The organism is Agarivorans sp. B2Z047 (genome assembly GCF_023373605.1).
Lineage (GTDB): Bacteria > Pseudomonadota > Gammaproteobacteria > Enterobacterales > Celerinatantimonadaceae > Agarivorans > Agarivorans albus.
On record NZ_CP088080.1, the window covers coordinates 165948 to 180003 of the forward strand.

At 45.6% G+C, this 14056-nt stretch carries 12 protein-coding genes; all 12 read left to right on the plus strand.

Features of this window, described 5'->3' with window-relative positions; translation table 11 throughout:
• The 12 genes from tssB (at window position 1) to LQZ07_RS00860 (ending at window position 14043) form a co-directional block, all read left to right on the plus strand.
• Window positions 1-516: a type VI secretion system contractile sheath small subunit gene (gene tssB / locus LQZ07_RS00805; RefSeq protein ID WP_016399942.1), complete on the plus strand. Its 516-nt coding sequence runs from the start codon at window positions 1-3 to the stop codon at window positions 514-516.
• Entirely contained in the window at window positions 513-2006 is a 1494-nt protein-coding gene (tssC, locus tag LQZ07_RS00810) for a type VI secretion system contractile sheath large subunit (RefSeq protein ID WP_016399941.1), read from the plus strand. The genes tssB and tssC (LQZ07_RS00810) overlap by 4 nt, the downstream gene beginning before the upstream one ends.
• Window positions 2007-2040: 34 nt before the next feature.
• A complete protein-coding gene (tssC, locus tag LQZ07_RS00815) occupies window positions 2041-3597 on the plus strand; it encodes a type VI secretion system contractile sheath large subunit (protein ID WP_152783829.1) in 1557 nt (518 codons plus the stop codon).
• Window positions 3598-3601: 4 nt separating this feature from the next.
• Window positions 3602-4411: a type VI secretion system accessory protein TagJ gene (locus tag LQZ07_RS00820; protein WP_016399939.1), complete on the plus strand. Its 810-nt coding sequence runs from the start codon at window positions 3602-3604 to the stop codon at window positions 4409-4411.
• Entirely contained in the window at window positions 4411-4890 is a 480-nt protein-coding gene (gene tssE / locus LQZ07_RS00825; protein ID WP_016399938.1) for a type VI secretion system baseplate subunit TssE, read from the plus strand. The genes LQZ07_RS00820 and tssE overlap by 1 nt, the downstream gene beginning before the upstream one ends.
• Before the next feature lie 3 nt (window positions 4891-4893).
• Window positions 4894-6723 carry a type VI secretion system baseplate subunit TssF gene (gene tssF / locus LQZ07_RS00830; RefSeq protein WP_152783827.1) on the plus strand — a complete coding sequence of 610 codons (1830 nt, stop codon included), beginning with the start codon at window positions 4894-4896 and terminating at the stop codon, window positions 6721-6723.
• Window positions 6720-7697 carry a type VI secretion system baseplate subunit TssG gene (gene tssG, locus LQZ07_RS00835; protein WP_152783825.1) on the plus strand — a complete coding sequence of 326 codons (978 nt, stop codon included), beginning with the start codon at window positions 6720-6722 and terminating at the stop codon, window positions 7695-7697. The genes tssF and tssG overlap by 4 nt, the downstream gene beginning before the upstream one ends.
• 33 nt (window positions 7698-7730) lie before the next feature.
• On the plus strand, window positions 7731-10316 hold the full coding sequence (gene tssH, locus LQZ07_RS00840; RefSeq protein ID WP_152783823.1) for a type VI secretion system ATPase TssH: 2586 nt from the start codon (window positions 7731-7733) through the stop codon (window positions 10314-10316).
• Window positions 10317-10512: 196 nt separating this feature from the next.
• On the plus strand, window positions 10513-10992 hold the full coding sequence (locus tag LQZ07_RS00845; protein ID WP_016399934.1) for a type VI secretion system tube protein Hcp: 480 nt from the start codon (window positions 10513-10515) through the stop codon (window positions 10990-10992).
• Window positions 10993-11057: 65 nt separating this feature from the next.
• Complete coding sequence (locus tag LQZ07_RS00850; protein ID WP_152783821.1) at window positions 11058-12872, plus strand: type VI secretion system Vgr family protein; 1815 nt, start codon at window positions 11058-11060, stop codon at window positions 12870-12872.
• Between the two features lie 8 nt (window positions 12873-12880).
• Entirely contained in the window at window positions 12881-13168 is a 288-nt protein-coding gene (locus LQZ07_RS00855) for a PAAR domain-containing protein (protein WP_016399932.1), read from the plus strand.
• A gap of 2 nt (window positions 13169-13170) precedes the next feature.
• Entirely contained in the window at window positions 13171-14043 is an 873-nt protein-coding gene (locus tag LQZ07_RS00860) for a hypothetical protein (RefSeq protein WP_152783819.1), read from the plus strand.
• Window positions 14044-14056 lie beyond the last annotated feature (13 nt).

Below are 14056 nucleotides of genomic sequence, written 5' to 3' on the forward strand. Positions count from 1 at the left end.
ATGGACAGTATCCACGGCAAGTTGTCTCGGGTACGCAAGCCACGAGTTCACATCACTTATGATGTAGAAACTGAAGGGGCTGCAGTTAAAAAGGAACTACCTTTTGTAGTCGGTGTTATGGGCGATTTTGCGGGTGACAACACCGCAGCCTTAAAGCCACTAAAAGACCGTCGTTTTATCCAAATTGACCGTGATAACTTCGATGACGTACTTAAGCGAATGAATCCTAAACTGGAATTTAAAGTTGATAACAAGCTGGCTGATGACGATTCACAAATGTCAGTAGCGCTTGAGTTCAGCTCAATGAAAGATTTTGATCCAGCTGCGGTAGTTAACCAAGTTGAGCCATTACGTAAGTTAATGGACACCCGTAATAAACTACGTGACTTAATGACTAAGGTTGACCGCTCAGAAGATCTGGAAAACATCTTAGAAGAAGTGCTTAACAATACTGATTCTCTGCAGAAGCTAAAAGGTGAGCTTGAAAAAGAGCCTAGTGCGGAGGGGTCAGAATGAGCGTAGAAAGCCAAACTACTCTAGATCCAAGTGTTGAAGAAGCACAAGGTTCAATTTTAGAACAAGCGATTGGTGCCACTAAGCAAACAGATAGTTCTCGTTCAGAAGAATTATTACGTACGCTTACCGATGAAGCGTTAAAGGGAACAGTGAGTTGGAACAAAAACTTAACTGTAACTTTTAGAGAGGCGATTGCTGGTATTGATGAGCTAATTTCTAAGCAGCTTGCTGAAGTGATGCACCACGAAAGTTTCCAAAAGCTAGAAGGCTCTTGGCGTGGTCTTAATTACTTGGTGATGAACTCTGAAACCAGCCAAACACTTAAGATCCGTGTGCTTAGCATGAGCAAAAAAGAGCTGCACAAAGATTTAAGTAAAGCGGTTGAGTTTGACCAAAGCCAGATCTTCAAGAAAGTGTACGAATCTGAATTTGGTACGCCAGGCGGCGAACCTTATGGCGCGTTAGTGGGCGATTACGAATTTACCAATCACCCAGAAGACATTGAATCGCTAAGCTTAATGTCAAACGTTGCTGCCGCTGGTTTTGCGCCGTTCTTATCAGCTTCTTCGCCAGCCTTGTTTGGTTTTGATAACTGGACAGAACTTAGCAAGCCTCGTGATTTAGAAAAAGTATTTGAGTCTCTTGAATACACTAAATGGCGTTCATTCCGCGAAAGCGATGATTCACGCTTTGTAACCTTAGCGATGCCTCGTGTATTGGCGCGTTTGCCTTACGGTGAAGCAACTACACCAATTGAAGAGTTCAACTACGAAGAATTCGAAGTTGATCAGCAAACCGGTATGGCGCAAACCACCGAGCACGACGAGTACTGTTGGATGAATGCTTCTTACGTACTGGGTGTACGTATGACTGAAGCCTTCGCTAAATATGGTTTTTGTACGGCAATTCGCGGCGCTGAAGGTGGCGGTAAAGTTGAAAACTTACCTTCTCACCTATTTGTATCTGACGACGGTGACCCAGATCTTAAGTGTCCTACCGAAATTGGTATTACCGATCGTCGCGAAGCAGAGCTTAGCAAGTTAGGTTTCTTACCGCTTTGTCACTACAAAAATACTGATTACGCGGTGTTCTTTGGTTCGCAGACCTGTCAAAAACCGAAGAAATACGATAACCCAGATGCAACAGCAAATGCGGCTATCTCATCTCGCCTGCCTTACATGATGGCCACCTCTCGTTTTGCTCATTACCTAAAAGTAATGGCGCGCGACAAGATTGGTAGCTTTATGGAAGCCGAAGACGTTGAAAACTGGCTTAACCGCTGGATTCTTAATTACGTGAATGCTTCTGAGGGCGGCGGTCAAGAAATCCGAGCTAAATACCCATTGGCTGATGCCAAAGTTCAAGTAAAAGAGATTCCGGGTGCGCCTGGTTCGTACAACGCAGTAGCGTGGTTACGTCCTTGGTTACAAATGGAAGAACTGACTACTTCACTGCGCTTAGTCGCAAAAATCCCTGAAATCGGCGGATAACTAGATTGCGGGTCGCAAGGCCCGCCTTATTACTATGACCATGAGCCAAACTTTACCACCACTGAGTTTTGTGGATAGCCAGAGCCTGCATCAAGTTGAGTTAGATACTCAACATGTTGATGTGGATTGGTGTGCCCAGAGCCAAGTGGTGGATAAGTTTTTAGCGGCAGAAGATGCCTATTTAGCACTGCGAATTTGGTTAGAACGAGACAATCAACAGTATGACTCGGCCTGGACGGCGGAAACCTTAAGGCCGATTTTGCTGCGTGCCATTCGCGACATTGATGAGCGTTTAAATGACCAAGTGAACGCGATTATTCACCATCAACGGTTTCAGGACTTAGAAGCCAGTTGGCGCGGGGTGAAATACCTTACAGAGCATTCAGGTACTCAAGACCACAGCCTGGTTGCCAAGGTTAAGTTAATTAGCCTTAACTGGCGCGAGCTTTGCCGCGATGTATCACGTGCCATCGAGTTTGATCAAAGTGAACTGTTCAAGCTTATTTATACCAATGAGTTCAACATGCCGGGCGGTGAACCCTTTGGCATGATTGTGGGTGACTACCAAATCTCGCACAAAGCCAAACGTGGCATGCCTACTAACGACATTGATGCGCTGCGGGCAATTAGCCATGCAGCCGCCGCCGCGTTTGCGCCTTTTGTTACTGGCGCTGCGCCATCAATGTTTGGTGTCGACTTCTTCAGTGAGCTGGCATCAGTTCGAGATATTAGTGCGCAGTTTTCACAAGCTGAATACATCAATTGGCGTAAGCTGCGTAGCCAAGAAGACTCCCGCTTTTTAGGCATTACCGCGCCCAATATTTTAATGCGTGAGCCCTATCAACAAGATGGCCGTCGCCAAGAAGGCTTCATGTTTGTTGAGCAAGTTAATGATGCCGAAGGTGACTACCTATGGGGTAACGCCGCATATGGTGTCGCTGCGGTGGCCTTACGTGCTTTTAAAGAATCTGGCTGGTTTAGTCAAATTCGTGGCTTGCAGCCTGGCCAATACAAGCATGGTTTGGTATTCGATTTACCCAGTTCTCGCTTTAAGTTTTCGCGCCATATGCGCTCGGCTAAGCCCTCGGTGAATTTGCAAGTTGGCGACCGTTTAGAGAAGCAATTGTCTGACAGCGGTTTTATTCCTGTGTCTACCGTTCCGCATACAGAACACCTAGTTTTGTATAGCAATGCCTCCGTCAACTTACCGAAAAACTACGATAGTTTATCGGTAGCGGTAAATGCGCGCTTATCGTCGATGTTGCAATACGTATTGTGTGTTTCTCGCTTTGCTCACTACTTAAAAGTGATGGGGCGAGATCGAGTGGGTTCATTTGATAACGCTAACTTGATTGAGCGTGACCTGCAAAGCTGGTTGCATGCTTACACCACCGCCTCTGATGAAGCCTCCGACGAAATTCGAGCGCGTTACCCGCTAAACGAAGCCAAGATTCAAGTTAAAGAACAAGCCGGTAAGCCCGGCCATTATTACTCCATTATTCATTTGCGTCCGCACTTTCAGCTCGACCAAATGATCTCCAGTATTCGCCTGATAACTGAGTTATCTCCAAGCTATAACCAAGCAGGATAAACAGATGCAACAACAAATAAAGCAGTTGATTCAACAAGGACAATTAAGTGAAGCAATCGCGCAAACTATTGCTCACCTAAAAGTGATGCCTAAGGACTTAGATACACGCAGCAGTTTTATTGAATTGTTATGTATTGATGGCCAGCTAGAGCGTGCTGATCAGCAGTTGGACTTGTTGGTTAAGCAGCATCCACAGTGTGTTCCAGGTGCCTTAAACATGCGCCAGCTAGTGCATGCCGCGCAATCGCGGGTAGATTTTGCTGCAGGTGGAGATACCGCAAGCTTGGTGACGGGCGCGTCGCAAACTTTAGCGCCTTTGGTGGAAGTGCGCTTGGCACAGTTAAGTGACAACAAAACTGAGTTTGAACAAGCTGCTCAGCAACTCGAAAGCTTACGCCAATCAGCTGAAGTAGAGATTAACGGTAAAAACTGTAACGAGCTGCGTGATTTAGATGACAGCTTAGCGGGTTACCTAGAAGTATTTGGCTCTAATGGTTTGTATTACTTTGTGCCGTTCTCTGACATCACTTGGTTAAAGCTACTGCCCGAAACCACGTTGTTTGAGCACATTTGGCGCCGCGCCGAGTTAGACATTAAAGATGGCCCTTCAGGCGAAGTGTTCTTGCCAATGACCTATGTAAACAGCCAAAGCGATGCAGAAAAGCTGGGTAGAGAAACCGATTGGCAAGCCATTTTAGGTTCTGAGTTTTACCAAGGTCGAGGGCAAAAAATGTGGTTAGTAAATGATGACGCATTAGCTGTTTCTCAGTTGGAGTCGTTCTCTGTAGAAACAGCCACCGAGGCTGCTGAGTAATGAGCACTGTTCAACCCGCTTTGCAGCTTTCATTACTCGACAGGTTAAGTAATAACTTGGATGAGAATGCAGCAAGCAGTGATATCTATTCAAGCTACGGGCGACAAGCTTATCGGCGCAGTATTCGCCGTGATCTAGAGGCTTTGCTTAACGCCAAATTGCATTGGCATACCTGGCCTGAATGGTACAGCGAGTTGGACAAATCTTTATTTAGTTATGGTTTGCCAGACTTCTCATCTATGCCTTTGAGTAGCCAAGATGGCCGCGAGATGTTGTGTCAAATTGTAGAGCAAACCATTCGCAAATTTGAACCTCGTTTTATTGATTTATCGGTGACAACCGTAAGTGAAGAGCAACCGCTTGATCGGGTATTGCGCTTGCGTATTCATGCTCTTTGTCATGCCGATCCTGAGCCAGAGGAAATGACCTTTGACTCTGAAGTTGAACCGGTATGCCTTGGCATAAAAATAGTTGAGTAGAGCATGAGTGACGAGCTGTTAAAGTACTACAACCGCGAACTAGCTTACTTACGCCACATGGGGGCTGAGTTTGCCGAGCGCTATCCCAAGGTGGCTGGCCGTTTGCGCATGAGCGAAGAAAGTGTGGAAGACCCACATGTTTCTCGATTACTCGAAGGAGTGTCGTTACTTACGGCACAGGTAAGACAAAAGCTTGATGACAGTTTTCCAGAGCTAACCGAAGCCCTGTTAGGGCAGCTATATCCCGATTACCACGCGCCAATTCCGTCGATGTCGGTAATTAAAATGAGCACGCAAAATGTTACTGACTATAGCTTGATGATCCCCAAAGGCACCGAGTTAGAAACCCAGGTGCCGGGTTACAAAAGTTGTCGTTTTAATACTTGCTACGATACCGAAATGTGGCCAGTAGAAGTTACTCAAGCGAGCTTTGAAGGCGCGCCTTTTAAAGCGCCACGCCCTAACTTTCAACAGAATGCGGCAGCGGTGATAAAGCTGCGTTTAAGCTGTGAATTTGATGATGTGGCCTTTAGTGATGTGGGGGTGCAAAAAATGCGCTTCTACATTCACGGGCAACCGCAGCTTAGCTACAAACTTTATCAACTAATTTTCCAATCGAGTGTGGGATTGGCGTTTGCCTCTCCGGGCAGTTTACAAGCTAACCACTACTTGCAGGCTCGCCATATTAGTGCGGTGGGTTTTGCTGATGATGAAAAAGTGGTGCCTTATGATCAGCGAACTTTTAATGGTTATCGCTTGCTGGTTGAGCACTTTCTTTGCCCTGAAAAGTTCATGTTTTTTGAGCTACAAGATTTAGATCCTAGTTGGTTTGGTGACCAGCATGAGGTGGATTTATACATTTATCTTGATAGCGATTCAGACATACTGGCAAAGCAACTCACCGCCGATAATATTTTGCTGGGCTGTGTGCCAGTGATAAACCTATTTGAAGATGAGCTGGAGCCTTTACGTTTAGACCCCGCTCGTTTCGAACACCGTTTAGTGCCTCGTTATCGAGATGCAGATATATCCGAAGTGGTTCGAGTAACTGAAGTAGAAGCCTTCGATCAACACGATAACAGTGTAGATGTGACGCCGTTTTACGGTAGCCAATTACCGCATTACCCTCAAGCGGGGAATTTGTTCTGGACGCTACGCCGTGAACTCAATAAATGGGCTGGTGGACACGACGAACCTGGTGTTGAAAGCTACTTAGCAGTGGTTGATGGTGACGCCAAAGCCTTAGATATCGAGCAGCATGAACAGTGGTTGGTATCGGCTAAAGCATTATGCAGTAACCGTAATTTGCCGGCGCGCTTGCCTTTTGGTGGTGGGCAGCCATCGATAGTGGTGCCAAGCCGTGCCGATTCGCTTAAAAATGTCCGTTGCTTATTGCCCTTTAGCGAGCCTATTCGCCCCGCTATGTTTGATGCTTCTCGCTGGCAGTTGGCTAGTCATCTAACCCTTAATCATTTTGCTCAGCCTAATGCGGTTAAGTTACTGCAAGAGCTATTACAGCTTTACGATTTTAAGCAATCACCACAAACCAAAGTATTGATTGAAGCTATCGCTAAGGTAAACATCGAGCGGGCGACAGCTCGGGTTGTGCAAAATGGCCGAGTGGGTTTTTGCCACGGTTCAGACATTATTTTGGAGTTTGTTAATCAAGAACTTTCCGGCATTAACTTGTTCTTTTTTGGCAACGTATTGGCGCACTTTTTCGCTCAGTACACCACCATAAACAGCTTCACCCGTTTATCGATTAAACACTTGGGTGCCAGCAATGTATTACATCGTTGGCCGGCGATGGCTGGTGACAAGGAGCTGATATGAAGCTGTTTGACACCTTAAACAGTGGCAGCGAGCAAGACTTCCACCACAGCGTGGTTGCTATTCAAGCTGGCCGAGGTGCACAGCACAACGGTGTGGGTTCTGATACTTTACCCAAGAATGAGGCCTTACGTTTTAAAGTGCCGCAAAACTTAGGTTTTCCGGGTAAAGCTTTGGAGCGGGTAGAAGCGCCTGTTTCTGAAAATCTGCCTTATTCAGTGTTTGTTAACTTTTTTGGTTTAACTGGCCCAAGTGGTGTGATGCCCCGCCACTACAGTGAATGGGTAATGGATCGTTGCAAACAGAAAGACGAGTCGATGCGAGACTTTCTGGATATTTTCCATCATCGCCTGATTTCTTTATATCACCGCGCTTGGGAGAAATATCAGTTCCCACTGCAGTATCAGCGTCAGCAACAAACCAACAAGAAAGACCCTATTTCTAGTGCCTTGCACTCTTTATCTGGTACTTCAAATCATACCCAGCAATACCTAGGCGGTTTGTTTGCTCAGTCTATTCGTAGTGCTCAAGGTTTAAAGCAAATTGTAGAGCTTATTTCAGGCTGCAAGGTTGTGATTAATGAGCATTTAGGACAATGGCTATCACTAAGTGATGAAGAGCAAACCAGCTTAGCGAGCCGGGTTAATCCAGAGGGGCAGCATGCGCAACTAGGACGCAGTGCCACCATTGGCAGCAAGGTTTGGGATGTAGGTTCAGCTTTAGAAATTGAAATTCATGCAGCCAATGCACAAGGGGCTCAGCAACTTTTGCCGGGCAGTAAAACACTTTCATTATTACAAGAAACCGTCGCCGAATATTTGCCCGCGCACGTGCGTCCTCGTTGGAGCCTAATGGCCCGTTATCGAGATATGCCTAGTTCGCGTTTAGGTAAAACCGGTTTGGGCTTAGGCCAAGGTAGCGCGCTAACCATTAACAGTAAGCGAATGGACGAACAAACCAAAATCCCCATCGCGTAGTAGATTTTGTTTAAAGGATTATAGGAAATACAGATGTCGACAATGACTTTAAAATCAATGGTTGAGAAGCTATCGCCCACAGCCAAGCAGAGCCTAGAAGCGGCCGCTGCGCTGTCTAATAGCCGCAGTCATTTTAGTGTAGAGATCCAGCATTGGTTATTAGCGATGTGCGAAGGCCAAACCGAAGATCTTATGTTGGTGGCCGAGCATTTTGCGGTAGATATTGATGCATTAACTGCCGATCTAAATCGCAATCTAGAGCGGGCTAAAACCGGTAATCAGCAAACTCCTGGTTTATCGCCGCAAATTGTCAGCTTACTGAGTGCTGCGTGGATGGCCGCCACCATTGAATACAACGCAGACAATATCGCGCCTATCCACATTATTCATGCCTTGTTAAACGACGATACCCTTAGCTTTAGCACCATGTATTTCTTGAAGCAGTTAGAAAACATCGACCCAGCTCAGCTGGCGCATGTATGGCCGACGCTTAATCAAAATGCAGAAGCTGCAACTGCAAGCCAAGTTAAAGGTTCGGGCAAAACACCAAGTTTAGATCAGTTTACTATCGACCTTACCGAGCAAGCACGCTCAGGTAAGCTTGACCCAATACTTGGTCGCGACGAAGAAATTCGCCAGATGATCGACATCTTAACCCGTCGCCGCCAAAACAATCCGATACTTACTGGCGAAGCCGGTGTAGGTAAAACGGCAGTAGTAGAGGGTTTAGCGCAGCGTATTGCTGATAACGATGTGCCCGAATCACTGCAAAATGTAAAAATTCATGTTTTAGATTTAGCCTTGCTGCAAGCTGGTGCGGGCATGAAAGGCGAGTTCGAAAATCGTCTTAAGTCGGTAATCAGTGAAGTGAAGAATTCGGCTACACCTATTATTGTGTTTATCGACGAAGCGCATACCTTAATTGGTAGCGGTGGCCAAGCTGGCCAAAATGATGCCGCCAACCTGCTTAAACCCGCGCTGGCGCGTGGTGAACTGCGCACTATTGCGGCAACTACTTGGGCCGAATACAAAAAGTACTTTGAGAAAGATGCAGCATTAACGCGTCGTTTCCAGGTGGTTAAAGTAGAAGAGCCAAGCGAAGAAAAAGCCATTGTGATGTTACGCGGCTTACTACCTGTGATGGAAAAGCACCATCGCGTATCAATTAGCGACCAAGCCTTGCAAGCCGCAGTGCGTTTATCTAACCGCTACATTAATGCTCGCCAGTTACCCGACAAAGCCGTTGCTTTGCTTGATACCGCCTGTGCCCGCGTGGCGATGAGCCAAGCCGCTACCCCTAGCCAAGTAGAGCGTTTACAGCGCAAACAGCAACAGTTGGTTGCGCAAATTGAGCAATTGGAACGCGAGCAGTTAACGGGTTCTGAACACCAAGAATTGTTACAGCAACTCAATGCAGAATTGGCTGATACCCAAAGTGCTTTTGAACAAGCAGAAGCTACTTGGCGAGACGAGCAAGGTATGGTGCTTCAAGCTAAGCAACATGCCGATAGCATTCTCAATACCGAGGAAGAAACCGAAGAAAATGCCCGAGAGCAGCTGGTAGAAATTAAAGCGAACTTGGCAGAAGTTGCCCAACCAATGGTGTTTTTAGAAGTAGACGAAGTGCTAGTCGCTGAAGTTATTGCCGATTGGACTGGTATACCACTGGGCCGCATGCAATCAGACGAAGTAGAAACCATTTTGGGTTTGCCACAAAAAATGGGCGAGCGAATTGTTGGTCAAGGCCACGCACTAGAACTCATTAGTAAAGTGGTGCAAACAGCGCGTGCTCAGCTAAGTGATGAGCGCAAGCCAAACGGTGTGTTTTTGCTAACCGGGCCAAGTGGTACTGGTAAAACAGAAACAGCGTTAACCCTAGCCGAGCAAGTATACGGCAGCGAAGATAACTTAACGGTTATCAATATGTCGGAGTTTAAAGAGGAACATAAAGTTTCTCTGTTGGTGGGTTCACCTCCTGGCTATGTAGGTTATGGTGAAGGCGGTGTTCTAACTGAAGCCGTGCGCCGTAAGCCATACAGCGTAGTACTACTAGACGAAATGGAAAAAGCCCATCCGGGCGTGCAAGACATTTTTTACCAAGTGTTCGATAAAGGCACCATTAAAGATGGTGAAGGTCGAGATATCGACTTTAAAAATACCATCATCATCATGACTTCTAATGTGGGTACCGAAACTACCACCGGTTTATTTGAAGATGAAGAAACAGCTCCTGATATCGAAGGGCTAAAACACGCTCTAAGTGATGATTTGCTCGCAGTATTTAAGCCGGCCTTTATTGGTCGCCTAAATCTCATCCCATTTGTGCCACTTAATCGCGACACGCTAAATCAAATTGTGCGTTTACAGCTAGGTAGAGTTGAGCAGCGATTTGCTCGAAATTACCAAGCAGAATTGAGTTTTTCTGAAGCGGTCATCGAACACCTAAACAGCCAGTCTCAAAATGCTGATGTTGGCGCAAGGGCAATTCAAAATAATATTCAAAATGAATTGTTGCCTGTGATCTCTAATAAGGTATTAGAAGCCATATCTCAGCGCCTTAATATAGAGAAAATTAGCGTAGATTTAGTTGAAGATACTTATTGTGTCGAAATGTTGTAATTAGTGTTTTCACTATTGATCAAAATATTTATAATGTACCACTTAATTGGGTTGTGATTGTTATTCAGTTTTTGATGTTTTTGACATTTATTAAATTGTTTTACGGTTTCGACTAATAAAATTGCGCGTGTTAAAACGCTGCATTAAAACATACCCATTAGGGTTATTTTTACTTAATTAGCTAAAGGAAATTAGCATGCAAGCGAATACTTATTTGAAGTACGGCGATATCAAGGGTGAAGCGACAGCTGAACAGTACAAAGACTTAATTACTCTTTTGTCTGTAGATTGGTCAGTAGCACGTGAAATCTCTTCTCACACTGGTACTGCTCAAGATCGTGAAGCGAGTGCAACGCGTTTATGTGACATCAACATCACTAAAATGCAAGATAAAGCTTCTCCAGATCTTTTCAAAGAAGCCACTATTGGTAAGGGTAAGCCAGCGGTTTTCCACATTACTAAGCAAGGTGAGAAAATCGAAGAAATCATGAAAATTGAACTGACTGACGCAATGATTTCTAGCTACTCAGTATCAATTCAAGATGACCGCCCAGTTGAAAACATCACTATTTCTTACACAGAAATGATGATGACTGTTACACCTACCGATGACCAAAACAATGTTCAAGCTCCGCTTGTTTACGGTTACAGCGGTGTTAAAGGCCAACAAATGTAATTGGCTTTCTGCGGGGTAGTTAATCTATCCCGCTTATTTTTTTAACTAGCGTGAACATGAAGCATATGGAAAAGGCAAGTCAAAGTAAGAATATCATTCAAATAGAAACGCCATTGGGTAAAGATGTATTACATCTTACTCAGTTTGATATTCAGGAAGGTATATCTTCACCTTTCTCTATTAATGTTTCTTGTTATACAAATGGACAGATAATATCTGAGTCCGACGTTATTGGAAAGCCGGTTACCATTAATTTAGATTATCTAAAAGGTAAAGCCAGTGTTACCCGTTTTTTTAATGGCGTTGTTGCCAGTATTACTTCTCTAGGTAGTCGTGTTCCTAGTGAAGCAGAAGGCGAAAAATACCAAGATTACCAACTACAGATCGTGTCGAATTTACACTTTCTTAAGCAACGTAGTAATTGCCGAATTTTTCAAAGCTTAAGCGCTGACGAAATCGTAAAAAAGATTTTTGCAGAACACGGCGTGCAAGTAAAAAGTGAACTTAAAGGCAGTTACCCAACTTTGGGTTACAAAGTTCAATATAACGAAAGTGATTTTGCCTTTGTGCATCGTTTGCTCGAAGAAGCAGGCATCTTTTACATTATTGAACACAGCAAGGCCAAGCACAGTGTTGTATTGGCTGATGCTTTGAGTGCCTACCGCGAAGCAGAAGAAAGCAAAGTAGCCTTTACCACCGGCTCATTGTCAGAATCTCACGTGTTCTCTTGGAGTGGTAACCTAAACATCACTCCGGGAATTGCGAGTAAGGGCGGTTACGACTTTATAAAACCAAGCGCAAAACCAAAGGGTGAACAGCAAAATACGGCGTTAACCAAACAACAGCAAAATGGCGAAGTGTTTGAGTATTATGCCGGTTCCGAATTTAACCCTGCTTTGCAAAATGCTGCCAACGTAGCTTTAGAAGCAATGCAGCGAGATGCCTTAGTGTGCCGAGGTGGCAGTACTTGCGCTACTTTTAGCGCTGGTCAGTACTTTGGTTTTAAATCACATGAAGATCCCGCTCAGGTAGGAAAAAGCTACTTAATTACTCAACTTAGTTTGAGTGTTGCCATTACCAGCCAAACTGGCGCAGCTAAAAACAGCGGCCAAGTGCTACACAATCAGTTCTCTTGCATCCCGGCTGACGTATTGTTCAGACCATCCCAAACCACGGCTCGGCCGGTGATTCATGGCGCCCAAACAGCCTTGGTGACGGGTGATCCGGGTGAAGAGATCCATGTAGATAAATATGGCCGTATTAAGGTGCTATTCCACTGGGATCGTGAAGGCAAAAGTGACAGTAACAGCTCGTGTTGGATTCGGGTTTCGCAAAACTGGGCAGGCAGCCGTTACGGCGCATTCTTCTTGCCAAGGGTGGGCCAGGAAGTACTGGTTAGCTTTTTAGAAGGCGACCCTGACCAACCGGTGATTACTGGCGCGCTATACAACGGCGACCAGATGCCGCCTTATGGCTTACCCAGTAAGAAATCGCAGTCTGGAATAAAGACACGTTCAACCAAAGGTGGTGGCGAGAGCAATTTTAACGAAATTCGTTTTGATGACGATGCCGGTAAAGAGCTTCTCTACATGCAGGCAGAGAAAGATCTGCAAACCGAAATCAAACAAAACCAAACTGAAAAAATTGGTAAAGATCTCAGCATTGACGTTGCCGAAAACCAGTCTGAGAAAGTAGGTAAGAACCTAGTAATAGATGTTGGCAAAAATATCGATTTAGTGGCTGGCAGCAAAATTACCATTAAAGCGGGTGGCGCTTCTATCACCCTTTCAAGTGGCGGCAATATTGATATCAAAGGTACCTCGGTATCGATTAACGGCACCTCTATCGCGCTTAAAGCGCCAGCTATTTCACTGAACTAAGGGACATAATGGGTAAGCCAGTAGCAATGCTTGGGTCATTTCATGTATGTCCTAAAGTGCAAAACAAAGTACCACATGTTGGTGGCCCGGTGGTTGGCGGCAACGGTACGGTAACCGCTGGCGGAATGCCGGTTGCTTGCGTGGGCGATAAGTTGGTGTGCATTGGACCGCCAGATACGATTAAGTCGGGTTCCTCGTCGGTTACGGTTGGTGGTAAAGCAGTAGCGCGATTAGGTGATTCAACCGCCCATGGCGGCAAAATTGTAGTAGGTAACCCTACGGTGTTAATAGGCTAGGCATGAACTTGCAGCTAGACATTGAGGCCCTGCAGCTTGGTGAATACAGCGATTCAAACGCTATTTTTGGTTTAAGCGATGATGAGATTACCGCAACCGCAAGCATTAAGGGCGAGCAGGCTCTACGTCACTACAGCTTTCATGAAGCAGATCGAGCCAAGCTAGCCAAGCTGAAAGTCGATGCTGATGCGGTATTTGTATTGCTGCCTGAAGCGCCTCTAGAGCAGGCAAAAAGCCAAGTTTATCAAGATACTTTGGCATTGGTGCCTCAGTTAGCGCAAAGCAAAAAAGTGTATTTGTTTCCCTATGGTCGCTGCGCCATGCAATTAGCGCTGCGCCAAGCGCTTAAGTTATTTAATCAGCAGTTGGCGGGCTCAATTCAAGTGCTGGCTTATCATCAAGATGAGCGCTTAGCTGCAACGCAAGCTCTTGAGCAAACCGCTAGCATTGCTAGTGAGTGTTTCATCGCTGCTCGGTTACAGCCGGCTAAGCGTGGTTTTTCTGTGCCTTGGGCCAGCTATGAGGTGCAAACCTCAGATAAAAGCATTGCTGCAACAGTGGCGGCGTTAATCCAACGTTATCGTGGCCAGTGCGGACAAGAGCTAACTCAATGCTATATGCCAAGTGCCTTAAGCAGTGAGTTAATGGATGGTTGGTTAGCGGCTTTTCAATGTTTTGAAAATAGCGTTGGTTCGCGCAGCCAAGTGATATTTGCTGACGCCAGAGTCGGGGACTTAGCGGCCTGTACTGGCTTGTTTAATTTGTGTCATTTATTTACTCACTATCAGCAGCAAAAACATGCTGGTTTGAGTTTTCAATTGGATATTTCTGATCAGACTTACCGCAGTGCAATGATGCTCGCGTGGGTCGCCTAGTGGTGTAAAACAG